Below are 22,754 nucleotides of genomic sequence, written 5' to 3'. Positions count from 1 at the left end.
CTCTTGATGAAGTTGTGCTTTGTGCGCTCGCTGATCGGGAGAGAGCAACCACAATTCAGGCAATGAGGTGCCGCGGGCGATGGAACCATTGCCGGGCTGCCGGCTAGCAGGTCTGGCTTGATCGACAACCAGGCCGCAATTCGCTTTCAGTGCGCACTTCAACGTTTGCACACATCCAATGAGGGCGACGACGCACGTCAAAGCGCCTTGTTCGAGTCAGAACGTCGCACGCTACAAGACGTCTATTGAACGCGGACTACGCTGCCGAGGAAATCCTGGAGAACGACCTGTCCATAGAGCTCATTCATGTGCCATTCATCGCCTCGCTTCCGAGGGGCGACAGAACCCTCGGTCCAGCCAACCCTGCTGTTGGTACTGTATTCGGCTTTGTTGAAACCCGGATACCGGTGAATCGAGGTGTTCGAGGGCAGAAGAAGAAGTTCTCTTTCCTTCATCAGGCGCTCGTTGCGGGCGCAAAACTCGTCATAAAGAAGTCCGAGATAGGGTCCATCGGTAGCAAGCCTGATAAGCTTGAATGTCTTTCGCTTAAGGATCTCCTCAGACGGACATGGACGCGGAATCGCGAATACCGGTCGGTCAGCCTCAATGAATAGTCGGCTTAGCCTCAATCCCGAATCTTCCTTTATCAGATTCTTGACGCACTCCTCCAAGGTGTCTTCCGAGAAGATCTGCGCGCGGGGCACATATGACGCATGCCGATACCGCACGTGATTCAAGAAAAGAGTCAAAAAGTCCGGATAGCTGAACGTCAGGCCGACCAGAACGAACGCGTCGAACCCCTGCGTATCTATTCTGTCGACACCGGCCGTGAGCCGATACGTCTCGCGAATCTCTTCAACGCGAGGAACAAGGTGTCGACCGTCATGCTCGAGAAACATGCCTCCGTTCTTGGAAGTGTGCTTGGCTGACGCCCCGAAAAAAGTCACTTCCACGCTGCTGGGAAACTCCGTCACCGATGCGGCTCGCTTTAGAGCAGCGAGGTGAGAGTTGCCGATGAACGCAACTTTCATGGCTCGAATGCTCCAAGAAGCTCTTCTTCGCAGACGATTTTCTCCCGCCCCTTCCGCTTGTCGCTCTTGGAGGAGGGAATTTCGTCGGCAGGACGCCCTTGCGAAAACACACGCATCACAGCGAATACACCCCCGGAATTGATTTCGCGCAAGCCGTCTTCAAAGAAGAAACCTTTCGACCACGGGCTGGCAACCAGCTCGTAGGAAGGAAAGTAAGTCCACATCATCGTAGGTATCGGCGAGTTGGCCCGCCACCGCCCTCAAGACGGATTTCGAGTAGGTCGTGGCGGCAAGGACATGGTTTTGCGAGGCCGAGGCCTTCAACGGAACTGGGGAAACCGTCAAGAGGAACCGAACACCCGGCCTGCGCCGCTTGGTCCTTTCCGGGGCGCCAGATCGCATGGCCGGCTCCGGAAAGCCACGCTCGCGGCATCGCGAGCTTCTTGAAAGAGCGATCCATGGGCACGCTTGACTGATCAGTCGCTCACGCAGTTCCGATGAAAGCAACCATCCGATCGAACATGTCGCCGGTCTTCGACAGATCCGGCGCGTGGCCGACCCCGCGGCTCATGCCGATGTATTCGAGCGCGATCGAACCGCCGGCCTTGGCGTAGTTGGCGCAGAAGCGCTGCGGCTCGTTGCCGTCGAAGCTCGACTCGGTGTCCTTGTAGTCATGCAGGGTGTCGTCGCGTCCCTGGAACCAGACGGCCGGCGGCGTGAGGACCGGCTCGCCACGCTCCAGCGCGAGCATGGGATTGCCCTCCTCCATGTTCGCTTCCGAGAGCCAATAGGAATCCTGCCGCGCCATGATCGACTTCGGCCAGTCGGGCGGGTTTGCGGCCGCGAGCGCGCGCCTGGCATGGCGGTATCGGCTCAGCGGGTTGATCACCGGCCAGGTCATGACCACGCAGCGCACGCTTGCGTCGTGGCCGGGCGATCCGGCCGGCAACGCGATGGCCGCGTAGCGCGGGTCGCGCGGCCGCATGGCGACCAACATCGCCAGATGGCCGCCGCTCGACTGGCCCGACAGGCCGATGAGATCGGCTCGGGTCTTCAGCGCGCCGGCGTTGAGCTTGGCCCAGCGGACGGCATAGTTGATGTCCTGGACCGACGCGGGATAGGGATCCTCGTTGCCCGACCGGAAATCCAGCGCGATCGACACGATGCCGTGCGACGCCATGTATTCATGGCGCAGCCGCTCGGTGAAGCGGTCGCTCTGGCACCAAGCGCCGCCATGGCATTCGACCATCGCGGGGTACGGTCCCGCCCCACGCGGCTTGTAGATCCGCGCCAGCAGCGACTTGTCGCCGTGGCGCAGGTACTCGACCTCATCGACGTCGAAATCGGCAGTCTTGCCTTCGAGGACGGCGGTCGTCATGCTTGGTTTCCTCCACGTCCTTGTTCACGAGTGGAGCAGCTTAGCGCACTTCGGCCGGGACCGCCGCCCGGTGTCAGATGTAGCCGCCGCGGAAGCTGATCATCGGCTCGCGCGTCGACGCCGTATAGGCGACAACCTTGCCGAGCGCGATGACGGCGCCATGGCGTTCGATCAGCTCGTCGAGCTGGCAGTCGATGACGCCGACGGAATCGACCAGGGCCGGCGCACCGCTCTTCAGCGTGGTCCACGCCCCCGGCAGGAACCGGTCGGCGCCCTTGAGCGTGCCGCCGCCGCCGAACTCCTTGACCAGCGCGTCGCTGCCCTTGGGCACGTAGTTGATGGCGAAATGGTTGCCCTGCCTCACGGCGCCGAGCGCCGAGGTGGTGAGGCCGATCGAGACCATCATCATGGGCGGGCTGGCCGACAGATGCGTCGCCGACAAGGCAAGGAAGCCGGCCGGCCCCTCGGTTCCCTGAGCGGTAACGATCGCCACGCCGATCGCCCGGCATCCCAGCGCCTTCCAGAAGGTCTTGGCGTCGATTTCGGTATCCATGTCGAATGCTCTCCTTGATCCGGGAGCACCCTAGCAAAAGGAGCGCCGCAGACGATGGCGCAAACGCCGCGCTATTCCGCTGCAGCGAACCGACGGCGCGGCGAGCCGGCGATCTCCTGGATCAGCTTCTTGGTCAAGGCCCTGCCAAACGCCTCATGCCCCTCGGCCACGACCGTGAACGCGCCGGAGCCGCCGATGACGTTGTCCTGGAAGTACTTTTCGAGGCCGCCCGGGGGGTTGGTGTGCTCGGGCCGGAATGATTCGGAGATCGGTGTCAGGATCACCAGGGCATTGATGGTGATGCCCTTCTCGAGGGCCGCATCGCGGGCGTCTGTGACCGAGCGGCCGGAATTGTTGTTGCCGTCGCCGGAAATGTCGATGACGCGCCGCTCGGAGGCGAACGGCGCGCGCTCGAGCTGCGTTACCGAGAAGTCGATGGCGCCGCTGATCGACGTGCTCCCCGCGAACGATCGCGGCGCCTCGATCAGCCGGTCGCCGAAGCCGCGCGCCGCGGCGGCGCTTTCGATCGCCGTCCAGTCGACGACGACGCTCTGCTGGCCGGCCGTCGCCCATTCGACGAAGCACACCGCGATGCGCCTGTTCGGGCCGGCGGTGATGGCCTTCACCACGTCCGGATGGGTGATGGCGGCAGCGGCGCCCTCGCGCTGAAGCCTGAATTTGGGCTCGGTCACGCTGCGCGAAACGTCGGCTGCCAGCACCAGCAGCATGTCGACGGGTTCCGCGGCCCACGCCACTGGCGCAACAAGCACCAATGCAACATTCAGCAGTGCGACCATCGTTCTCAGCGCATAGGTCATTTGTCGATCCATGCCAGGGCAGCGAAGGCGACGGATGTTCCGCAGCGGTGCCATAAGCCTATCCCCCCACCACATCCGCGGCAAACGAGCTCGAGCGGATCGCCCGGGAGCTCTGGACGAGCGTCGCGCCTCTCCGAGACCGTAAAGGCGGACTTCCTTCAATTCACATTTTCAAGACTGCACGATTTGTCATCGTGCCTGCAGGCACCTGAGCCTGTTCGGCGCCCGCACGTTTTCGCTCGCGAGCTTTTCACGATTGCGAACGAAGCAGTAAGATTGATTGATTCCAAAAGCTCTGGACGCAGCTTCCGTCTCTCTTATAGGTTCGAGCAACGGAACAGAGAGAGCGACATGACACCAGTCGAATCCAGCGCACCCCAGCCCAGCTATTGGGAAGGACGCTCTGACCTGCTCTACTACCGTTGCGTCGAGATGTTCGTTGCGGGGTTCGCGCCGAAGGGACGAAGCATCATCGATATCGGCTCGAATCAAGCTCCCCTTCTCGAGCAGTTCACCTGGTTCAAGAAACGGGTTTCGCTCGACCTTCGGCAACCCTATCGATCCGAGAACGTGAAGGGAGTGAAGGCGGATTTCCTAAGCTTCACGCCCAAGCAGACTTTCGATTTGGCCATGTGCCTGCAGGTGCTCGAGCACGTCGAGGACCCGTCCGCTTTCGCCCAGAAACTCTTCGCGATTGCACGCAACGTCTTGATCTCCATCCCGTATCTCTGGCCTGAGAACACGACCCGGAGCCACATCCATAACGTGCTCGACGAAAAGTCGCTGGAGCAATGGACGGGACGGCCGGCGACCTTCTCGTACATCGTCCAGGAGCCATTCTCGATCTCGCCCACGTCGCGGCGCATAATTGCCTACTATCATGGCTCTTCGAAGCCGTTCTCCTTGCGTGCCGCCCAAAAGGCGTTCAGGCGGTCGAAATTTTCCCGGGCCGGCACCACTCCAGAAGTCGCGCCGCCCAGCCCTCCTGCAGAGGCGTGAAGGCGCAAGCGGTCCTCCGCAGTTGGCGCGTGCAGTCGAGGAGACTGCTGTCGTAGAATGCTGCGCGGGCGTCGTTCGGCGCCCGCCCCTTCCCCGACATACCCACGTCGGGTCGGCCGGAATGTCGTGCCCCTGAGGGCGTACCCCGAACCCTCCCTTTCCGAGGAGGCCACCTTGCGATGAGAACGGAGAACCGATCTCTCGAGAGGGTGGATGAACGGGTTACCGTCGATGGCGGCGCTGGTCGCCCTGCTATGGTGCTTCGAGGCATCGCCGGGCTGGGCGGTCTCTCCCGAGGAGGAGCGCCTGCTGGGCTGCGGCTGCGAGGACGCTGGCCTGCGCGAGGACCTGCCGTTCACCAGGCGCTATTCGACGACTGGCGTGGTGCGCGGCTCGCTGGCCGCAGCGGCGACCGAGGGCGGCGTCCCGGCGGCCGCCCTGGTGGAGGCACTCGATGCGCTGGCTGCCGGTATCGACCTCGAGCGCGAGTTGCGCGACGGCGATCGCTTCTACGTACGCTACGAGCGCAGCTTCACCGCAGCCGGCGTCCCGATCGGGATCGGCCGCGTGCTGTGGGCCGAGCTCGATACCCAGGCCAAAGGCAAGGTCTCGATCCACCGTTATCGACCGCGCCCGTCGACCAGCGACCGTTTCTGGCTGTCGACCGGCGCGACCACGGCAACGCCCCGCATCCGCCTGCCGCTCGAGAACGCCGTGGTCTCGTCGGGCTTCGGCATGCGCGTTGATCCGTTCGAACAGCCGTCGAGCAGCGGCGCGCCCCGCCTGCCGGCGACCTTCCCGATCCCCAACCCGCGCGCCGTCACCAAGCCGCCGGTTGCCGCGCCCCAGGCCACCGCAGGGCCCGCCGGCGGGCCGCAAACGCAGCCCAAACGCCCCATCCTCCGGCCGACCCTCTCCGGCACGCCGACGCCGCTCGGGCTGAAGATGGGCTTGGCGCCGCGGGCCCCGGGGGCCAGAAGCTCCTCGGGCACTTCGATGGCGATGCACGAGGGCGTCGACCTCGTGGCCGAAATGGGCACCCCGGTCCGGGCCGCGGGCGACGGGGTTGTGCGCGGCGCCGAGCCGAAAGGCGGCTACGGCAACTGGATCGAGATCGAGCACGCGCCGGGCGCGAAGGCGCCCGAACTCGCCACGGTGTATGGCCATCTCTCCGCCTTCGCGCCGGGGATCGTGCCGGGCGCGCAGGTCAAGCAGGGCGACGTGATCGGCTTTGTCGGCTCGACAGGCCGCTCGACCGGGCCTCACCTTCATTTCGAGATCCTCACCAACGGCAAGCCGACCAACCCGATGAACAGCCCGGCGCTGCGCCGCGAGCAATTGAGCGGCGACGAGTTGCTGCACTTCAAGAAGCAGGTCGACCGCGACCTCCAGGAGCGCGAGCGGGAGGCCGGCTCGACTTGACCGCGGATGCCTCGGTGAAGGGCATCCGGCTACTCGCCAGGCCGGCAGCACGGCCCGCAGCTTGCGGCCAACACCGCTTTCCGACATCACTCCGTTCCTACTATCGTGAAGACCTTGGGATGGAGATCCAGCAGCGTGGCGAAGCTCGTCTTCGGAATGAATCAGTCCTTGGACGGTTACGTCGACCACCTGGAAATGCAGACCGGTCCGGTACTCTTTCGTCACTGGATTGAGCATGTGCGCGGCTTGGCCGCCAGCGTGTACGGGCGCCGCATGTACGAAACCATGCGCTATTGGGACGAAGACCGTCCCGAGTGGCGTGCAGAGCACCGCGAGTTCGCGGCGGCGTGGCGGCGCCAGCCGAAGTGGGTGGTGTCGCGTTCGTTGAAGTCGGTCGGCCCCAACGCCACTCTTGTCGGCGACGACGTCGAAGCGGTTATCCGCGGCCTGAAGGCTCGCCTTGTCGGAGAGATTGCGGTTTCCGGGCCGGACCTGGCACGAAGCCTGACCGACCTGGGCCTTGTCGATGAGTACCGGCTGTACTTCCACCCCGTCGTGCTTGGTCGCGGCAAGCCATTCTTTGCCGGCCCCCGGCCACCGCTCCGCCTTGTTTCCACCGATTCCGTTGGCGAGGGCACGGCCAGGCTCACGTACGTTCCGGCTTGATCGCGCGACTCGTCCGACGGCCTGCAACGACGCATCAGGTCCGTTTTGGGGTCATTGGGCGCCGGAGTAATGGCGGAGAGGAAGGCCGCCCGGATAGCTTCCAATAAGCTCTAGCACGCTCCAGCACGCCTCATTTACCCCCGAAAAATCGAATGTTTATGCTCTAGACAGTTCTAGAACGCTCCAGTAACTTCCGGCTATCGTTTGTGCGTAGAGACGCATCGAACCGGGAGGCCAGCAGTGGCGCGGGGCATCAACAAACTGTCGGTCAAGGCCGTCGCGGCGGCACGGGAACCGGGCCTATATGGCGATGGTGGCAACCTTTACTTGCAGGTCGCTGACATCGACGGCGCCGGCCCGACGAAATCCTGGGTGCTGCGGTACATGATTGACGGCCGGGCCCGGAAGATGGGCCTCGGAAGCATCAACGATTTCAGCCTGGCCGAAGCCCGCGAACGGGCGCGACAGATCCGCCAGAAGCTTGCCGATGGCGTCGACCCCATCGAGGCCCGCCTCGCCGCTCGCGACGCTGCCCGGAAGGAGACGGCGGAAAACGTCACCTTCAAAGCTGCCGCCGAGAAGTTCCTCGAGGTGCATGAGGCCGGCTGGCGCAACGACAAGCACAAGGCGCAATGGCGCTCGACCTTGGCGAGCTACGCCTTTCCCTCGCTGGGCACGAGGCCCGTCAAGGCCGTAGACGCCCCGCTGATCAACGCTGCACTGGCGCCGATTTGGGCCAAGACACCGGAAACGGCAAGCCGTGTCCGCCAGCGTGTCGAGCGGGTCGTGCAGTGGGTGAAAGACGGAATGCCCTTGCCTGCGACGGCCAAGGCGAAGCGCGTCGCGCATCATGCGGCGCTGCCCTGGCAGGAAATCCCCGCCTTCATGGCTGAGCTTCGCCAGCGTGACAGCATCTCGGCTCGGGCGCTGGAGTTCACTGTCCTGTGTGCGGCCCGGACCGGAGAGACGATCGGCGCGACCTGGCCCGAGATCGATCTCGACGGCAAGGTGTGGACGGTGCCGGCCGCTCGGATGAAGGCGGGTAAGGATCACCGCGTCCCCCTCAGCGACCGCGTTGTCGAGATCCTGCGGGACCTGCCACGGGAGAAGGGCGCGCCCTATGTGTTCCCTGGGGGGAAGGAGAAGTCACCCCTCTCCAACATGGCCATGTTGGAATTGGTGCGCGGCATGCGGCCGGGCTTGACCGTCCACGGTTTCCGCAGCGTGTTCAAGGACTGGGCCAGCGAGTCGACCAACTACCCCAACATCGTCAGCGAGGCCGCGCTTGCCCACACGATCAGCGACAAGGTCGAGGCGGCATATCGGCGAGGCGAGCTGTTGGAGAAGCGCCAAAAGCTAATGCGGGACTGGTCCGCCTACTGCGCACGACCGCCGGTTGTTGGCGCCAATGTCGTAGAGATCGCCAGTCGCGCTCGGCTGGAGGCGTAGAGTTCGATCGCCTGCCGAATTTATCTTCGGGGATGGTCAAGGTTGTAAGGCGACAACGGCGCGCACGTGAATACAATAGGTGTCCTCGCAACCTCTCGTAAGAGGAAACCGTGGACACCACGACCCCAAAGTCTCTCGGCCGGTTCCTGCGGCTCAAAGCTGTAGTAGACGAAACCGGCCTGCCGCCATCATCCATCTATGCCGAGATGGCTAAGGGCGCCTTCCCGAAGCCGGTAAAACTTTCAGCAAACCGAGTCGCGTGGCTGGAAAATTCAATTGAGGCATGGAAGGCCGAGCGCATCGCTGAGCGCGATCAGGCTGCGGCCTAGTGATCAAGCCCCCACCCGACGACTCGGCGCCCTCAAACGGCGGGCTGCTGTCCGACTACATGACGACCGTCGAGACGGCGCGCGAGCTGCGCATCGGACATCGGACACTGCTGCGCTGGCACGCCCTGAAATGCGGTCCGCCTCGGGTGAAGGTAGGCCGGCAGTTCCTGTACCGCCGCGAGGCGATCAGAGCATGGCTCGAAGCGAAAGAGCAGGAATCTTGAAGCGCGAACGGCGAGGCCACCACAACCTCGCCGCGTACGCGCTCAACTTCAACCCGGATTTGACCCTCGACAGGATCAAGAATGGATCAGATTAATCCCGGCGCCAGCAGTGCGCAAGCAGCCGACGAGTTCGCCGCGCCGCCGCATGGGCTGAGGCTCTCCGCCGCGACGGGGGTCGACAAGCCGGTGACCCCGGTCACGTTCACCTGGCCCGAGTTGGCGCTGGAGTTCGCGACCCACACGATCGGCCCGAAGGGAGGCGAGTGCTTCTTTTCCGGCACGTTCACCGGGAAGAGGCACAAGGGCGACGAGATCGCGACACGCGCCATGTTCGCGCTCGACATCGAGCACAACAAGGCAACCGGCGAGATCCCACCACCACCGCAGGCCGTGGTCGCCAGGCTCAGGGACCGCCGCCTTGCCGGTGTCGTCTACACGACGTGGATGAACGGACACGAAGGCACGTTCAAGGACAAGAGCGGCGCGACACACACGATCCAGGCCAGCGACAACATTCGCTATCGCGTCGTCATGCCGATGCGCGAGGAGATCCATTTCTCCACGGGCGACAAGGCCGCTCACAAGAGGGAGTGCGACATCGACAAGCTCGCGGCGCTCCATGTTGCCGAGAATCTCGGTCTGCGCGGCGTGGTCGACGAGTCCAAGTGCACGGTCGACGGCCCGCTCTACACGCCACGCCGAGCCGAGGGCTCACCGTGCTACGCGAAGATCGTCGAAGGCGAGCCACTCGACGGGAAGGCGATCTACGCCATCGTGACGCCCGCCTACGAACGTGCGCGGGCCGAGGAGAAGGCACGAGCGGCAAAGGACGAAGCGCGGTTCGAGGCGGCGCACCGGGAACTTCGGCGCCGGCCACTGATCGATATCGACGACGGTCCGATTGCCCGCTTCAACCGCGAGCATCCGCTCGATGAGATGCTGGTCGCCTGCGGCTACACGCGCAGGGGGTCGACTGACCATTACCGCTCACCGCTGCAGGGCACGGACAGTTACGCGACCCGGACGTATGGCGAGCGCTGGATCTCGCTCTCGGACAGCGATGCAGCCGCCGGCCTCGGGATGGCAAGCAAGAGCGGCAATGCGCGCTGCGGCGATGCCTTCGACATCCATTGCTTCTTCCATCACGGCGGCGACCGTGCGGCGGCGCTGGCAGCATTGAGGCCGGGCGCCAGCTACAACGGCCATGGCGGCGGCACGCCCAACGACAAGACTCCCAGCCTCGCCAGCTTCATCCGCGCCGCCATGGTGATGGAGGTGCGCAACGCGGATGGATGGCCTGCCAAGCCCACTGGAGCCGCGGGGGAGGCCTTCCGGGGAAGGATATGGGCCGAGTGGCTCAAGGCCGGCGGGGCGGCCAACAGGGCTGATTTCGACGCCACGGCCGATACCCTCGCCGGCAATGAGCCAGCCTTCCCGGACGATATCCTCGCCGACGCCAAGCAAAACGAGGAGGGTGTCTCACCGCCACCGGGCGGTGGCGGTGAGACACACGAAGACGACGGCGCCGCCCGGAAGCGGAAGCCACGCTTCGAGTTAATCCCGTGGAAGGACTACACGCTCGCGCCCGAGGGCGAGGAATGGCTGGTTCACGACCTTCTGCCGAAAGAAGGCGTCGCAGTCATTTACGGAAAATGGAAGTCGTTCAAGAGCTTCCTCGCGCTCGACCTCGCGGCGGCCATTGCGCGGCGGGACCGCCGGCTGTGGGCAGGACGCGCCACGCGCCAGGGCGTCGTTGTCTACATCTGCTGCGAGGGTGCCGGCGGCATGCGCAAGCGGATCGAGGCGTACCGGCAGATCCACGGCCTGAAGGATCTCGACTTCTACGTGATCGCGGCGCGCCCCTCGCTCGGCGTGCGGGCCGGCGATGCGGGGGAATTGATCGAAGCCATCCGCGCGGCGGTGGGCGATGACGTGCCGGTGCTGGTGATCATCGACACCCTGGCACGCACGCTGGCCGGCAAGGACGAGAACGGCGAAGGAATGAGAAACTTCGTCGACAACGCCGAGGATGTCGCCGACAACTTCCGCTGCCTCGTGCTGGCTGTCCACCACGAGGGCGCGGGCGAGACCGACCGCATGCGTGGCAGCACGACGCTAGACGCCGCCTCGGTGGCGACCTGGCACGTCAAGAAAGACGGCGGCGGTGCGCTGGGCTGCACCGTGACGATCCAGGACGCCAAGGACGGCGAGAGCGGCGAGACGCTGCGCGTGACGCTGCAAAAGGTCGAGCTGGGCGACAGGCAGATGCAAAGCACGCTGATGGTCGAGAGCGTCGAGTTTTCGGCGGCGGCGGAGGACGGCACGCCAGCGAAGAAGAAGCCTACGCCTAGCCTCAATGCCTTCATGACGAGCGTCAATATCGCGATGGATCGTTCCGGCATCGACGCGCACCTGCCCGACAACGGGCCAAGGGTGAAGGCGGTGAGTATCGAGCTTGTGCGCACGGTCTACTACGACAAGCGCGCCGACCTCGACCAGGACAGCAAGCGCAAGGTCTTCCGCGACCAGATGAAAGCCGCCATCGAGCGCGAGTTGCTAGTGTCCGGCACGATCACCGGCAAGCCGATGCTCTGGTATCCGGGGAAGCGATGATCCGGTCCAGAACAGAACAAAGGGGGGATACAGCGGAACAAATCCACTTGTTCCGCTACGGAACGGAACAACCCGGAAAATCCACTTGTTCCGCCTGTTCCGGTAGCCGTGAAACGCAAGCGGGCCAGCGATCTGTGCCGGAACAAAAATCAAAATCCACTTGTTCCGGTACCGGAACGGAACACACCCCCCCCTTAGAGGGGTGTTCCGGGTGTTCCGGTGTCCGTGTTCCGCCGCACGGGCCGCTGACCGACGCGCGCCCCAACTCTCGCACTGGCAGCATCATGACCTGGCCCCTCGTCTTCCTCCAGCATCCCACCACCATCGCCGCCATACCGGCGTGGGCGCCGCCGCTCGCCGGCACCGCCCAGCAGATGGCCGACGCCCTCGTTCTTTGGGTGTCGTGCCACAAAGCCCCCGAGCGCAGGGCGGCCGCCTCCGCCAAGTTCCGGGAGTGGCACGGCAAATGGGCCGCCCAAGGCGGCGGCACCGACGCGGACCTCAAGACCGGGATACGGCCGAGCCGTCGGCGAGGCGTGGCTTTTACACACGCTCCCGTAAAAACAGAAATCTTCACGGTGCCATTGCCCGCCGTTGCAGCGCCATTCGCGCCCGTCTGCACCGCGCCAGCCATGCCGATCAGCACACAACAGCGGCCTATTGCGTGCCATTGGTTGGAAAAGCCGTACCCTTGGCAACTATCCGGTTTTGTGTCATGCGGAGACAGTATCCGCCGTCCGTGAGCGCAAAACGCAATGTTTCCTGGACTCTCCTTGGTGGCCTCGATTGCTACTCACGCTCCTACGCACAATCCGAGGGGTCTCCGCCGATGACCGATGAAGTCACCGACCAACCGATCGCGCCGCGGCGTGGTCGCCCGCTTGGCCTGCCCAAGAGCGGAGGGCGCAAGAAAGGCGTGCCGAACAAAACCACCGCCGACGCCAAGGAGACGATCCTGAAGCGCGGCAAGCCCATGGAGCTGCTGTGCGACGTGGCTCGCGGGCTCAAGATCCGTGTTGGCCCACAGGCTGGCCCCGGTGAGCCGCAGTTCGTGTACCCGACCTTGGGCGAGCGCCTGCAGGCCGCGCGGACGCTGCTGGCGAAGGTCGTCCCGGACGTGAAGGCCGTGGAGGTCACCGGCAAGGACGGCGGCCCGATCCAGAACTCGACTGTCGACCCCGTGGCACAGGCCGCTGCACTGGAGCGCCTGGGCGAGGCCCTACGAGCACGGCGCAGGGAGGTGCCGCCGGTCTACACCGGGCCGCCGGCCCTCGCTGTGGTGCCGCCCGTGCCGCACTTCCGGGTGCCGCCCGCGCCGCCGCCTACTCTGCCCGAGGGCTACGTCATGATCGATGAGCGCGACGCCGTTGTTGTCGAGTACGAGGGCGCCACCGTGTTCAAGGCGATCGACAAGGCCAACGCCCTGGCCTTCGTCGATCAGCACGTCGAGGCCCGCCGCAATGGATGACGGACGCGACCTCGACCGAGCCGAGCTGTTCGATCTGGCGCGGCGCCTGAGCTTCGTCGTGACGATCATGGAGCGCATCGAGGCGGGAGAGCCCGTATCTCCCTCCTACGCTGCCATGCTGACACAGCTGTCGCCGTGGCTGCTCGAATTCCTCGCCGATCTCCTGATGGAGCCGGCCCCCTGCATGTCGCCGACAGGTGAAACGGCGACCACTCCCGGAGTATCGTGATGACCACCGCCACCCTTGCCAAAAAGACCGACCCCGAGACCGAAGAGAAGTCCGCATTCGTCATCCCGGCCAACCTCGTTACGATCGACGTGGACGGTTTCGCCACTCGCCTCCTGTTCATCCGTCTGCCCGAGGGCATGCCCGCACAGGCGCTCGACTCGCCCGCCATCTGGCGTCTCGTCCAGGGCAATCCCGACAAGTCGCTCAAGCTGTTCGACAAGCTGCTCCTGGTTGCTTTCGATGAAAGCTGGATCGCCGAGGCCCTTGTCGTCCGCGCCGATGCCGTGTCGGCCGTGATCTCGAAGCCGAGGCTCACCACGATCCCGGTGCGCTACGACAAATTGTTCGAGGACGAAACCTATCGCGTGAAGTGGTTTGGCACCGGGTTCGCCGTCGAGCGCAAGGCAGACAACCAGCGGGTCACAGGCATCGTCGCGAACGCGCCGATCGCCGAGCGCGATCTCGTCCGCCTGCATCCGGTGCGCGCATGAAGCGCCTCCTGATCGACATGCTGCCAGGAGGCACGTACGCCGTGCGCTTGGAGGGGACCGAGGAACTGCTGGTCTCCGGCACCCGCGAGCCGTTGCGCGACGGCGCATCTGCGTTGCTGGCCCAGGACTACGATCCGGGCGTCTTGATGACGATGCGAGTGCGCGGACGTAGCAGCGACACCCATGCACGCGGACCGATCGGTGATTTCGCGAAATCGGTTGATGCCTGCCTTCGCCGCGCACCTTGGGTGCCGCTGCCGCACGAGTGCGACACATGAGCGACGGAACCGACCTTGCCGTTACCGAGCAATCGCCCGCGGGCGGCGCGGAGCTGGCCGAGATCCAACACACCCTGCGCCACGCCCCTGCAGAGTACTGGCGCAACCGCGACATGCAGGCCCGGCACTTGGGCTTGCTGCCGAGCGATGGCTCGCCCGCGCACCGGGCGCGAGGCGTTGCGCCGGCAGCGCCGGCCGATGACGGGGAGGCCGTCCAACTGACCATTCCCGGCACGGCGACTTCGTTGCAAGCGGCGGCGGGTCGCGGCGCGAACGGCGTGCTGGCCAATCTCCCGCCCTCTGCCGGGGCCTCGCTGGAATCGTCTTTCAACTCGTTGCCGGTCGGCGTGGTCAACGCCTGCCGCGAAGAGTTGGCGGCCCCGTGCCCGAAGTTCGCCCCGCCCGCTGATGATGCGTTCCTGGCGAGATTCGCCGCGTCGCCGCGTGGCCGCGAACTGGCGCGCGAGTGGGGCTCCATCGCGGCAGTGCGCCTCGGTCGCGTTCAGGCGCGGATGGACAGGTGGTTTGATCGAATGGCGAACGACGCCGACCGCAAAACGGCGGGAGCGTGGTTTCGTGGCCTCCCGGCGAATCAGGCGAGCGCGATTTTCCGCGCTCTCTCGGCGTGATGGCCGACCGCGACGAGTTGCCCTTGCCGCGGCCAGCCGTGCCGGCGAAGTCCTACCGCGTGACGTTCCCGCAAGGCGAGGCGCGCACCTACGACGCAGTCGGCTTCCGCGTCGATGGCGGTGCCCTGATCCTGCTGCTGCCGGCCGGCTATGTCGCTGCCTTCGCGCCTGGGTAATGGCTGACGGTCGAATCGTTGCCCCCTCAAGGACGAGCTCCATGACCTACGATGATGCAGACGAACCAGCAAAGGCAGCCGCACCCTCCGGCGCTCCGGACATCGAGATTCCCCCGGAAATGATTGCGGCGGGCTGGGATGTCCTTGCTCGCAGCGACGGCGAAATAGGCTTTCCAGACAGCCAGTACCGGGATGAGGTCATCACGCGGGTCTTTTGGGCGATGCTTTGCGCCGCACCCTCTTCCGTTGCTTCCAAAATATGTGGATCGCCATGTCGATCTTGAAGAACTTCTGCGCGAGTTTCTTCACGTCGCTCTCGATTCCAATCATTTCCTCCTCGGTGATCTCTTTCCAGCGATAGTCTAGCCTTTTATCGGCGGTGAGCCGCAATTGGCCTACCTTCTTTGTCTTTGCTCCCATCCACCATGAATCATGGACTGCTCTGTTGCGCTTCATGGTGATCGGGATGGCCTCATTGCTGAACTTGTTTAAGTCATCAATGATCGACTGGGGCGCCTCGTTAAGGCGGGCGAGGGAGATCAGAGCGCGAAGCTTGTTGTGGATCCCCAGTATCTGGGCAGTCATGCAAGCGCCGGGCTCGTCCCGCCTCAACCCGGCGAGTAACCAGCTAAGGCGGTCCACCTCCCATTCCAGCTTTCCCCACCTTGAGGCTATTCTGCCGACTATGGCGTATATCGGCGAGCTGTCCGGGAGGCTGGCCATCACCACCTCCCCCTCAAAATCGAACGACATGGCATCCTCCCCCGATGACACCGAAGCGCCGGGTCACGCTCCTGCCTTCAGGGTTACAACCATGCACCGGGTTTGAATAGGGAGAGTCGGCCCTCAGAGGATGTGGCAGGGCGTGCGCAGAGGCCGGAAACCTGCCCGCTGGACTCGATCTCGGCCTTGGGGCTACCAGCCTGGCCGCAACCGGGCGATGGCGCTCAGCGGGCAGATATGAGCTTCCTGAATTGGTGAGCGTTCACTCATTGGAGCGAGGGGACCGGGAAATCTGCCGGCTTGCTCCTAACCAATCAGCATTTCTGCGGTCGACCACATCGACTCGTAAGCCAGAACTTTGAGCTTTGCCGTCTCAGGATCTGCACGCACCAAGCTCGTGTGCGCTCTCGTGCCGAGCGCATTAAAGGACTGTCCAACAGACCACGCCTCATGGTCATCCACCAAGATCAGCCGATCGTGCAGGGCCTTTGCTGGGGCCAGTCGAATGGCCATTGGCCTCACCGTCCCGAATTGCGTCACCCACTTCTCGCCTGCAGGTTTCAACGCAGGCTTGTGGCTCGCCTTGTCAGCCAAAATCTTCACTTTCACCTGCTCTGGCGCCAGCACGGCGAAATCGGTGAGCAGATTCGCATGCGAGCCCGTCTGATCGACGCCGCCAGGATCGCCCGCGCCATACGTGCGCAGCGGAGGGAGGAACAATGAGCACCCCCGACATGCTCACCGTCGAGCACCGCATCGGCCGGGTCAGGTCAATCTTGACCGGGATGCAAACCATCGCCCGCAACGCCGACGACGGCATCGATGTCGGCTCCATATGTGAAGACCTTGAGCTGATGGCTCAGGAGGAGATGACGAAGGTCATGGCGGTGCTGGGCACGGAGGTTCTGAACCGCGACTGCTGACACCGGCAGCCCTCAGCCCGATCCCACAGGCCCCGCTCATCGAGGCCTTTCTTTGCAGATTGATCACCCGCTACCGCCGCGACTCGTCGCGTGTAGTATCGGCCGAATTTCCGGGGGGAGGCGACATTGAATAACTTGACCGATTCGCCCGATTGGATGGCCGAATTGAAGCCCAGGGCCGACAACCTTTTCCGTGTCGGTATTGTGGGGACGATCGTGTGGCTCGCGGTCGGAATTCTATTGATGCTGTGCGCCTCTGATCGAAGCAACCTACCCAAGCCAAATGAGTGGGGCGACATCTTCGCTGGCCTATTTGCGCCCGTCGCCTTCCTTTGGCTGATTATCGGCTACAAACAGCAGGGTCGTGAACTGCAACTGAACACCAGGGCACTTGAGCTGCAAGTAGCCGAGTTGAGGCAGTCGGTGGAACAACAGCGTGATCTAGTGGAAGCTACGAAGCAGCAGGTTATCGTCATAACTGAACAGCACGCGAGGCAGCGCGCCCTTGACGATGCAGCATCCCAACCACGTTTCGTGTTCGCTTGGCTGCAGACTGGAGCGATCAGCGGCGGATCAACTCAGGTTTCGTTTTCAATCACGAACGAAGGCGAGACCGTTATCAATCTCCACATCAAAAGCGAACCTCCCAGCATCGGAGACAAAGGGCTTGTCGTGATATCGGCGCTCAGTCGCGGCCAAACCGATAAATTCAAGCTGAACTTCCCGAAAACGCCCGATTCAGTCACGTTCGATCTTCAATACGACGACATCAATGGGCAGCGAGGGCATCAGCGGTTTGTCTCGACAGGCTCGGGCCATCGGGCGGCGTTTAGGCGCCAAACCCGTGACTCGGAGGGTGAAAATCCAACACATTAGGTGGGCTCGCTTGGGTATATGCCCGCCGCTTCACGCGCCTATCACTACAAAGTCTGTAGCGAGAGCAAGCCCGCAGGAGTACAATCGCGCAAAGGAGTGGCCATGCCCGGACTGGTGCTGAACGACGATCGACGGAACCCCGTCCTCGCGGGCGTGCAGAAGGGCGACTGGGTCCGCCTGCTCGAGCCGCACTACGACGGCTACCAGCTCCTCCCGGAAGGGGCCATCGTGCACTGGTGGAACGACGATCCGCCCTCCGCCAACTACGTGGCTCTGTCCAACCACGGGTTCGCTCCCGACGACGTTCCACACATGACGGACGGCGAGCCGCCGGCCGACTACCTCGACCCACGCACGGGCAAGAGGCCCGTTCCTGGCTCGATCTGAGCAGCTCCACTAAAGGGCGGCCATCCGGGATGCCGCACCCGGTCCGGCCTTGGCGCTTTCCGCGTGGCTGAGAGACTCTCTAGGCCTTCTTTCTCGCCTTGCCTTTTCGGGGATTTACCTCAGCCGCGTCTACAATGATCGAACCGGGCCCCACTGGCTGGCCTTCGATTACGCGCTGAATGCCAACCTGAGGAATTGTTATGACGACGCCAGGAGACGCCGCTTGCTCGGGCGCCGGAGAGAAATTTCCGGTACCGATCGCCAGCGACAGCATTAAACTCCATCTTCCCTCGTGGACGCCACACTGTTTGATAATGACTTCCACAAGCTCCGTGTGCGCGAGCGCGTATTGGTTGGTTTCAGCCATTAGGCCACCTTTGGGTTAACAGCAGCAATAACGTGTGGCGCAGGCAAACTCTGGACGCCCAACGGGCGCACTCCAGAGATTTCGATGCCGCTAGGCGCACTGCTCGCAAAGAAGGTTGAATAGCCGGTGTCTACGTCCAGTCGAACACTACTCAGCGTCAATGCCACTTTTGGACTGGAGCCCCAAATACCAACCACGGGAACGGGATGACGAAGTGTGTCCGGCGCCGACACGTGTGCCGCAAGCGCCGCCACAATGTAGGTATTCAGACTCACACCTTCACGTTGCGCGGCGTAGCTAATTTTCCTGTGAAGGCTCTTCGGAAGTCGCGTCACAAATCTACCGCTATATGCGGTAACTTCGATTGGCTCCGGGACTTCCTTCCCACTTTCAATGGTTCCAGCTATCCAACTCAAAGCCACATCTTCAAGCGCCCTCAAGGCGTCCACGTCGGTATCGGCAAGTGCGATGCAGCCAGGAAATTCAAGAATTTCAGCACGAAAACTTCCGTCTTCTTCCCGGATGACTAGGCGAGAGTATGGTCTTTTAAGATAATCAGTCGGCGTCATTCTTAATCTCCGTCCTCCGCACCACCAAAATTGTCTGGAAACGTCGCTTCCCAAGCCGCGACATCGTCCTCGAAGACATTCAGAATGCTGTTCCTGGTCCCAGGAGGAAGATCGCGATTGCCGTGATGAGGGATCGACAATGGGAACCCGCTCAGTTCGGTGTGTTCCCAGGTCGGCTCTTTGCCTCTCTTTACTCTCTTTCGCCCCAACCTCTTGGCCATGCTTTCCAACGCAGACGCCTTCTGCGGAGATCGCCGCATGTGGGCGATCTCCTGCGCAAGCCGATCCAGTGTACTGCGTTTCATGGTACTACATATGATATCACGCGCCAGAGACAAGAGGGAAGCGCTCTACCTTGCCGTCACCCATAAGTGTGACGCATGTGCCCTGCACGACCCAAGACAGACGAGACACAAAGGCGCTAGCGCTACAATGGCTCGCCGAATGGTCTTGCTCCTGCGGCGCGCCCAGATATGTGCGCAGAGATCACGGCATTTCAGAAAGTCGTTTATTTTCAGTAACTTATTGGCGGTAATGGCGGAGAGGAAGGGATTCGAACCCTCGGTACGGGTTTACCCCGTACAACGGTTTAGCAAACCGCCGCCTTCGACCGCTCGGCCACCTCTCCGCAGCCCGTTAAGACCCCGGCGATCGAAATATCCACGACGGATGCGCGGCGGTTCTACCGGCCGGAGTCGGCGGTGTCAAACGACGCTGGGGGCATCTTCGGGATTCTGCTTGCAGAATCAGGCTCTTGGCCCCCTGCCCGAGGCGTGGCACGGTGCCGGGATGCGTACCCAGGCCCCGACTTCGATCGAGATGCTGCAGCGTCTCGTGGCATTCGACACCACGTCGCGCAATTCCAACCTCGACCTGATCCGCGACATCCAAGGCTACCTGTCGGAGTTCGGCGTGGCCAGCACGCTGGTGCCCAATGCCGAGGGCACCAAGGCCAATCTGTTCGCCACCATCGGGCCCGAGACCGAGGGCGGCATCGTGCTGTCGGGCCATACCGATGTCGTGCCGGTCGACGGCCAGCCCTGGACCACCGATCCCTGGACGCTGACCGAGAAGTCCGACGGCAACTTGTACGGCCGCGGCACCTGCGACATGAAGGGCTTCATCGCCGTCGTGCTGAGCCACGTCCCGGCCTTCCAGCGCGCCCGGCTCAAGGTGCCGATGCACTTCGCCTTCAGCTACGACGAGGAGATCGGCTGCCTCGGCGCGCCCGCCCTGGTCGAGAAGCTGATGGGCGCCGTGCCGCGGCCGCGGGCGGTGATCGTCGGCGAGCCGACCATGATGGGCGTGGTCAATGCGCAGAACGCCGGCGGCGGCATCGTCACCACCTTCACCGGCGTCGAAGCCCATTCCTCGATGACCCATCTCGGCGTCAGCGCCATCCACTTCGCCGGCGACTTCATCCATTGGCTGAACGAGCTGCAGGCCGAGCTGTCCCAGCGCAAGCGCACCGACATCGACACCGTGCCCGGCCACACCACGATCAACGTCGGCATCGTGGGTGGCGGCACCGCTGGCAACATCCTGGCGCGGGAATGCAAGCTCAACTGGGGCTATCGCACCCTGCCCGGCGACGATCCCTGGGAAGTGCAGCGCCGGGCCGAGCAGTATGTCGCCGAGCTGCTGCTGCCGAAAATGAAGGCCAAGCATCCCGACGCCAACATCGAGATGAAGCGCCGTTCGTTCCTGCCCGCCCTCAATCCCGACGAGAATGCCGAGGCCGCCAAGCTCGCCCTCGAATGGACCGGCGGCAACCGGACCTATGCCGTGCCCTACGGCACCGAGGCCGGCATCTTCCGCGGCCATGGCGTATCGACCGTGATCTGCGGTCCCGGCGACATCGCGCAGGCCCACCAACCCGACGAGTTCGTGGCGCGCTCGCAGATGGACGCGTGCGACGCGTTCGTGGGGAAGGTCATCAAGTGGGCCGAGAGCCGCTAAGGACAAGGGCTCAAAGGGACCGCGCGCATCCCTGCGCGCTCATCGCGCATGTGAATGCGCTGGATCATGAGCGCGCAGGATGCGCGCGGTCCAATGAAGTCTAGCCTTCCGTGCGGCGGCCGGATTCGAACAGGAACCAGACGCGCTGTTCGGTTTCGTCGACCCAGTTCTCGATCAGGCTCGCGGTGGCGATGTCGTTGTGCTCGTCGCACAGTTCGTGGAGTGTCCGCATGTGCACCGCGAGCTGCTTGTTGTCCTCGCGCAGTTCCGCCAGCATGTCGTGCGGCGTGACGTAGTCGGCGTCGTTGTCGAGCACCCTCTGCAGCTTCTTGATCTGGCCGATCGAGCGGAGGGTATTGCCGCCGAGCTTGCGCACGCGCTCGGCGATCGGATCGCCCATGGCATAGATCTGGTCGGCCTGCTCGTCGAGCATCAGGTGATAGTCGCGAAAATGCGGGCCCGAGATGTGCCAGTGGAAATTCTTGGTCTTGAAGTAGAGCGCGAAGACGTCGGCGAGCAGGATGTTCAGGCCACCCGAGATGTCCCTGGTCGCGTTGGCACCGAGATCGGTGGGTGTTGCGAGGTTGGCGGATTGACGGGATTTGGCGTTGTCGCTCATGGGCCGAAACTCCTTTGGTAACTCTCGCGGCGGACAGTAGCCGCCTTCCAAACCGGATGCCACCGCGCTCGTCGCGCGTTACGATCCGCCGCAATGAACGTCAGCCGGACCGCGCTTTTCCTGGGCTTCGCCAAGATCGGCCTCTTGGGATTCGGCGGCGTGGCGCCGTGGGCCCGCCACGTCATCGTCGGCGAGAAGCGCTGGCTCAGCGAACGCGAATACGCCTCGATCCTCGGCGTCGGCCAAGTGCTGCCCGGCCCGAATACAGTCAACTCCGCGATCATCATCGGCGACCACTTCCAAGGCACGGTGGGCGCGCTGTCCGCCGTGCTCGGCCTGCTCTGCACGCCGATCGCCGTGCTGATCGGGATCGCGCTGATCTACGACCGTATCGCCGGCCTGCCGAGCGTCGGCGCGGCGATCGGCGCAGGCGCCGCAGCTGCTGCCGGCCTGGTGATCGGCACGGCGATCAAGATGGCGCGGCGGCTCAAGCCCAATGTCACGGCGGTCGCCGTCGGGCTCGCGGCGTTCGCCTCGGTTGGCCTGCTGCACGTGCCGATGGCGCTGGCGATCGCCGTGCTGGGACCGATCAGCATCGCGCTTGTCTGGCAGGAACGGCGCGGCAAATGAGCGAGCTGCTGAATCAACTCGGCACGACCTTCGCGTGGCTGTCGCTGCTGCAGTTCGGCGGCACCAATGCCGTCGTGCCGGAAATGCATCGCCAGGCCGTCGACGTGCTGCATTGGATGGATGCGCAGACCTTCGTCAACCTGTTCGCGCTGGCCCAGCTTGCGCCCGGTCCGAACGTGATGGTGGTCAGCCTGATCGGCTGGCACGTCGCCGGCTTCCCCGGCCTCCTGGTCGCGACGGTCGCGATGACCGGGCCGCCCTGCCTGCTCGCCTTCGGCATGAGCCGGCTGATGCAGCGCGCCGGCCAGTCGCGCTGGCTCGCCATCGTCAAAGACGGGCTGGTGCCGCTCGCCATCGGCATGATCCTGGCCAGCGGCTGGATCATGGCCAGCACCTCGGATCTCAGCCCGATGAGCCTCGGCATCACGGCCGCCGCGACGGCGTTCGTGGCGTTCACCGAATACAATCTGCTGTGGGCGTTGGGTACCGCGATCGCGCTCGGCCTCGGCGCTCACCTGGCTGGAATCGGCTGATCAGAACGCCGCGCAGATCGCGCGCTCGACGCGCAGCACGCTGAGCTGATTGAATTGCCTTTTGTAGGTGTCGATGATCGCCTGCACCTTCGGCAGATGCGACGGCGCATCGGGCACGATGATGACCAGCAGCTTGCTGCGCTCGCGCGTGATACGGCCTGAAGGAATGCGGTACTGGCCGGCGACATCGAGCACGCTCAAGCCATCCGGAAAGCGCGGTGTCACTTCCTCGTTGAGGAACGCCGCCCACTCCACGTCGCCGATCTCGCGATCCTTGGTCGCGAGACCGAAATAGAGGTCGATCTGCAGGGCCGGCTTGAGCGGCGCAGTGCAGGTCGTCGCGATGGTCTGCGGTGCGGGCGGCGTGCAAGCGGACAGCGCGAGGAGCGCCGCCGCCAGGACCGTCTTCCTCATC

Annotated in this window: 32 protein-coding genes and 1 tRNA gene; 20 read left to right on the top strand and 13 right to left on the bottom strand. The window is 63.7% G+C overall.

The window, feature by feature from the left end; genetic code table 11:
• Nucleotides 1–242: 242 nt before the first annotated feature.
• The 6 genes from ACQY8M_RS23610 to ACQY8M_RS23585 all read right to left on the bottom strand — a co-directional run bounded on the left by ACQY8M_RS23610 (nt 243) and on the right by ACQY8M_RS23585 (nt 3,780).
• A complete protein-coding gene (locus ACQY8M_RS23610) occupies nt 243–1,031 on the bottom strand; it encodes a hypothetical protein (RefSeq protein WP_428660507.1) in 789 nt (262 codons plus the stop codon).
• On the bottom strand, nt 1,028–1,258 hold the full coding sequence (locus ACQY8M_RS23605; RefSeq protein ID WP_428675617.1) for a hypothetical protein: 231 nt from the start codon (nt 1,256–1,258) through the stop codon (nt 1,028–1,030). The genes ACQY8M_RS23610 and ACQY8M_RS23605 overlap by 4 nt, the downstream gene beginning before the upstream one ends.
• Nucleotides 1,191–1,433 (bottom strand): GSCFA domain-containing protein, encoded by a 243-nt coding sequence (locus ACQY8M_RS23600; RefSeq protein ID WP_428660504.1) that lies wholly within the window; start codon nt 1,431–1,433, stop codon nt 1,191–1,193. Before ACQY8M_RS23600 ends, ACQY8M_RS23605 begins: the two co-directional genes overlap by 68 nt.
• Nucleotides 1,434–1,515: 82 nt before the next feature.
• On the bottom strand, nt 1,516–2,409 hold the full coding sequence (locus ACQY8M_RS23595; RefSeq protein WP_428660502.1) for an alpha/beta hydrolase: 894 nt from the start codon (nt 2,407–2,409) through the stop codon (nt 1,516–1,518).
• A 73-nt stretch (nt 2,410–2,482) separates the two neighbouring features.
• Nucleotides 2,483–2,962: a flavin reductase family protein gene (locus ACQY8M_RS23590; protein WP_428660500.1), complete on the bottom strand. Its 480-nt coding sequence runs from the start codon at nt 2,960–2,962 to the stop codon at nt 2,483–2,485.
• Nucleotides 2,963–3,033: 71 nt separating this feature from the next.
• Nucleotides 3,034–3,780: a DUF1194 domain-containing protein gene (locus tag ACQY8M_RS23585; RefSeq protein WP_428660497.1), complete on the bottom strand. Its 747-nt coding sequence runs from the start codon at nt 3,778–3,780 to the stop codon at nt 3,034–3,036.
• A gap of 276 nt (nt 3,781–4,056) precedes the next feature.
• Here ACQY8M_RS23585 and ACQY8M_RS23580 point away from each other — a divergent pair, with 276 nt between their 5' ends.
• The 14 genes from ACQY8M_RS23580 (at nt 4,057) to ACQY8M_RS23515 (ending at nt 14,753) form a co-directional block, all read left to right on the top strand.
• Nucleotides 4,057–4,779, top strand: a complete 723-nt coding sequence (locus ACQY8M_RS23580; protein ID WP_428660494.1) for a class I SAM-dependent methyltransferase — start codon at nt 4,057–4,059, stop codon at nt 4,777–4,779.
• A gap of 213 nt (nt 4,780–4,992) precedes the next feature.
• Entirely contained in the window at nt 4,993–6,201 is a 1,209-nt protein-coding gene (locus ACQY8M_RS23575; protein ID WP_428660491.1) for a M23 family metallopeptidase, read from the top strand.
• Between the two features lie 135 nt (nt 6,202–6,336).
• Nucleotides 6,337–6,867, top strand: coding sequence for a dihydrofolate reductase family protein (locus ACQY8M_RS23570; RefSeq protein WP_428660488.1), 531 nt, complete (start codon nt 6,337–6,339; stop codon nt 6,865–6,867).
• Nucleotides 6,868–7,107: 240 nt separating this feature from the next.
• Nucleotides 7,108–8,316: a tyrosine-type recombinase/integrase gene (locus tag ACQY8M_RS23565; RefSeq protein ID WP_428660485.1), complete on the top strand. Its 1,209-nt coding sequence runs from the start codon at nt 7,108–7,110 to the stop codon at nt 8,314–8,316.
• A gap of 110 nt (nt 8,317–8,426) precedes the next feature.
• The gene (locus ACQY8M_RS23560) at nt 8,427–8,645 is read left to right on the top strand and encodes a helix-turn-helix transcriptional regulator (protein WP_428660482.1); all 219 of its coding nucleotides are present in this window, start codon (nt 8,427–8,429) and stop codon (nt 8,643–8,645) included.
• Nucleotides 8,645–8,869, top strand: a complete 225-nt coding sequence (locus ACQY8M_RS23555) for a helix-turn-helix domain-containing protein (RefSeq protein ID WP_428660479.1) — start codon at nt 8,645–8,647, stop codon at nt 8,867–8,869. The genes ACQY8M_RS23560 and ACQY8M_RS23555 overlap by 1 nt, the downstream gene beginning before the upstream one ends.
• Nucleotides 8,870–8,950: 81 nt before the next feature.
• A complete protein-coding gene (locus ACQY8M_RS23550; RefSeq protein WP_428660477.1) occupies nt 8,951–11,482 on the top strand; it encodes an AAA family ATPase in 2,532 nt (843 codons plus the stop codon).
• Nucleotides 11,483–11,766: 284 nt separating this feature from the next.
• Nucleotides 11,767–12,225 carry a hypothetical protein gene (locus ACQY8M_RS23545; protein WP_428660475.1) on the top strand — a complete coding sequence of 153 codons (459 nt, stop codon included), beginning with the start codon at nt 11,767–11,769 and terminating at the stop codon, nt 12,223–12,225.
• Nucleotides 12,226–12,311: 86 nt separating this feature from the next.
• Nucleotides 12,312–12,950, top strand: coding sequence for a hypothetical protein (locus tag ACQY8M_RS23540; protein ID WP_428660472.1), 639 nt, complete (start codon nt 12,312–12,314; stop codon nt 12,948–12,950).
• Nucleotides 12,943–13,179 carry a hypothetical protein gene (locus ACQY8M_RS23535; RefSeq protein WP_428660470.1) on the top strand — a complete coding sequence of 79 codons (237 nt, stop codon included), beginning with the start codon at nt 12,943–12,945 and terminating at the stop codon, nt 13,177–13,179. The genes ACQY8M_RS23540 and ACQY8M_RS23535 overlap by 8 nt, the downstream gene beginning before the upstream one ends.
• Complete coding sequence (locus ACQY8M_RS23530; protein ID WP_428660467.1) at nt 13,179–13,670, top strand: hypothetical protein; 492 nt, start codon at nt 13,179–13,181, stop codon at nt 13,668–13,670. The genes ACQY8M_RS23535 and ACQY8M_RS23530 overlap by 1 nt, the downstream gene beginning before the upstream one ends.
• Nucleotides 13,667–13,948: a hypothetical protein gene (locus ACQY8M_RS23525; RefSeq protein ID WP_428660464.1), complete on the top strand. Its 282-nt coding sequence runs from the start codon at nt 13,667–13,669 to the stop codon at nt 13,946–13,948. The genes ACQY8M_RS23530 and ACQY8M_RS23525 overlap by 4 nt, the downstream gene beginning before the upstream one ends.
• A complete protein-coding gene (locus tag ACQY8M_RS23520) occupies nt 13,945–14,577 on the top strand; it encodes a hypothetical protein (protein ID WP_428660461.1) in 633 nt (210 codons plus the stop codon). Before ACQY8M_RS23525 ends, ACQY8M_RS23520 begins: the two co-directional genes overlap by 4 nt.
• Nucleotides 14,578–14,600: 23 nt before the next feature.
• Nucleotides 14,601–14,753: a hypothetical protein gene (locus ACQY8M_RS23515; RefSeq protein ID WP_428660459.1), complete on the top strand. Its 153-nt coding sequence runs from the start codon at nt 14,601–14,603 to the stop codon at nt 14,751–14,753.
• A 201-nt stretch (nt 14,754–14,954) separates the two neighbouring features.
• Here ACQY8M_RS23515 and ACQY8M_RS23510 read toward each other — a convergent pair whose 3' ends face one another.
• The gene (locus ACQY8M_RS23510) at nt 14,955–15,506 is read right to left on the bottom strand and encodes a hypothetical protein (protein WP_428660456.1); all 552 of its coding nucleotides are present in this window, start codon (nt 15,504–15,506) and stop codon (nt 14,955–14,957) included.
• Between the two features lie 276 nt (nt 15,507–15,782).
• A complete protein-coding gene (locus tag ACQY8M_RS23505) occupies nt 15,783–16,196 on the bottom strand; it encodes a hypothetical protein (protein WP_428660454.1) in 414 nt (137 codons plus the stop codon).
• On the opposite strand from ACQY8M_RS23505, the gene ACQY8M_RS23500 reads away from it, so the two are divergent.
• The 3 genes from ACQY8M_RS23500 (at nt 16,196) to ACQY8M_RS23490 (ending at nt 17,662) form a co-directional block, all read left to right on the top strand.
• Complete coding sequence (locus ACQY8M_RS23500) at nt 16,196–16,399, top strand: hypothetical protein (RefSeq protein WP_428660451.1); 204 nt, start codon at nt 16,196–16,198, stop codon at nt 16,397–16,399. The genes ACQY8M_RS23505 and ACQY8M_RS23500 overlap by 1 nt on opposite strands.
• A 126-nt stretch (nt 16,400–16,525) precedes the next feature.
• Nucleotides 16,526–17,275 carry a hypothetical protein gene (locus tag ACQY8M_RS23495; protein WP_428660448.1) on the top strand — a complete coding sequence of 250 codons (750 nt, stop codon included), beginning with the start codon at nt 16,526–16,528 and terminating at the stop codon, nt 17,273–17,275.
• A gap of 102 nt (nt 17,276–17,377) precedes the next feature.
• Nucleotides 17,378–17,662: a hypothetical protein gene (locus ACQY8M_RS23490; RefSeq protein ID WP_428660446.1), complete on the top strand. Its 285-nt coding sequence runs from the start codon at nt 17,378–17,380 to the stop codon at nt 17,660–17,662.
• A gap of 79 nt (nt 17,663–17,741) precedes the next feature.
• Here the strand turns inward: ACQY8M_RS23490 and ACQY8M_RS23485 are convergent, their stop codons facing one another.
• The 3 genes from ACQY8M_RS23485 to ACQY8M_RS23475 form a co-directional block, all read right to left on the bottom strand.
• Nucleotides 17,742–18,029: a hypothetical protein gene (locus ACQY8M_RS23485; protein ID WP_428660443.1), complete on the bottom strand. Its 288-nt coding sequence runs from the start codon at nt 18,027–18,029 to the stop codon at nt 17,742–17,744.
• Nucleotides 18,029–18,598, bottom strand: a complete 570-nt coding sequence (locus tag ACQY8M_RS23480) for a toxin-antitoxin system HicB family antitoxin (RefSeq protein WP_428660440.1) — start codon at nt 18,596–18,598, stop codon at nt 18,029–18,031. Before ACQY8M_RS23480 ends, ACQY8M_RS23485 begins: the two co-directional genes overlap by 1 nt.
• 535 nt (nt 18,599–19,133) lie before the next feature.
• Nucleotides 19,134–19,226, bottom strand: a tRNA-Ser gene (locus ACQY8M_RS23475).
• A 161-nt stretch (nt 19,227–19,387) separates the two neighbouring features.
• On the opposite strand from ACQY8M_RS23475, the gene argE reads away from it, so the two are divergent.
• Complete coding sequence (gene argE / locus ACQY8M_RS23470; protein ID WP_428660437.1) at nt 19,388–20,557, top strand: acetylornithine deacetylase; 1,170 nt, start codon at nt 19,388–19,390, stop codon at nt 20,555–20,557.
• A gap of 100 nt (nt 20,558–20,657) precedes the next feature.
• On the opposite strand, the gene ACQY8M_RS23465 is transcribed toward argE, so the two are convergent.
• A complete protein-coding gene (locus ACQY8M_RS23465; protein WP_428660434.1) occupies nt 20,658–21,176 on the bottom strand; it encodes a Dps family protein in 519 nt (172 codons plus the stop codon).
• A 93-nt stretch (nt 21,177–21,269) separates the two neighbouring features.
• Between ACQY8M_RS23465 and ACQY8M_RS23460 the strand changes: the two genes are divergently transcribed.
• Both ACQY8M_RS23460 and ACQY8M_RS23455 read left to right on the top strand, forming a co-directional pair.
• Nucleotides 21,270–21,806, top strand: a complete 537-nt coding sequence (locus ACQY8M_RS23460; protein WP_428660431.1) for a chromate transporter — start codon at nt 21,270–21,272, stop codon at nt 21,804–21,806.
• Nucleotides 21,803–22,339: a chromate transporter gene (locus ACQY8M_RS23455; RefSeq protein ID WP_428660428.1), complete on the top strand. Its 537-nt coding sequence runs from the start codon at nt 21,803–21,805 to the stop codon at nt 22,337–22,339. Before ACQY8M_RS23460 ends, ACQY8M_RS23455 begins: the two co-directional genes overlap by 4 nt.
• Here the strand turns inward: ACQY8M_RS23455 and ACQY8M_RS23450 are convergent, their stop codons facing one another.
• Entirely contained in the window at nt 22,340–22,753 is a 414-nt protein-coding gene (locus ACQY8M_RS23450; RefSeq protein ID WP_428660425.1) for a DUF3574 domain-containing protein, read from the bottom strand.
• Nucleotide 22,754 lies beyond the last annotated feature (1 nt).

Origin of the sequence: Reyranella sp., from assembly GCF_965279465.1 — a bacterium.
Lineage (GTDB): Bacteria > Pseudomonadota > Alphaproteobacteria > Reyranellales > Reyranellaceae > Reyranella.
This window is presented reverse-complemented; position numbering and strand designations above follow the sequence as displayed.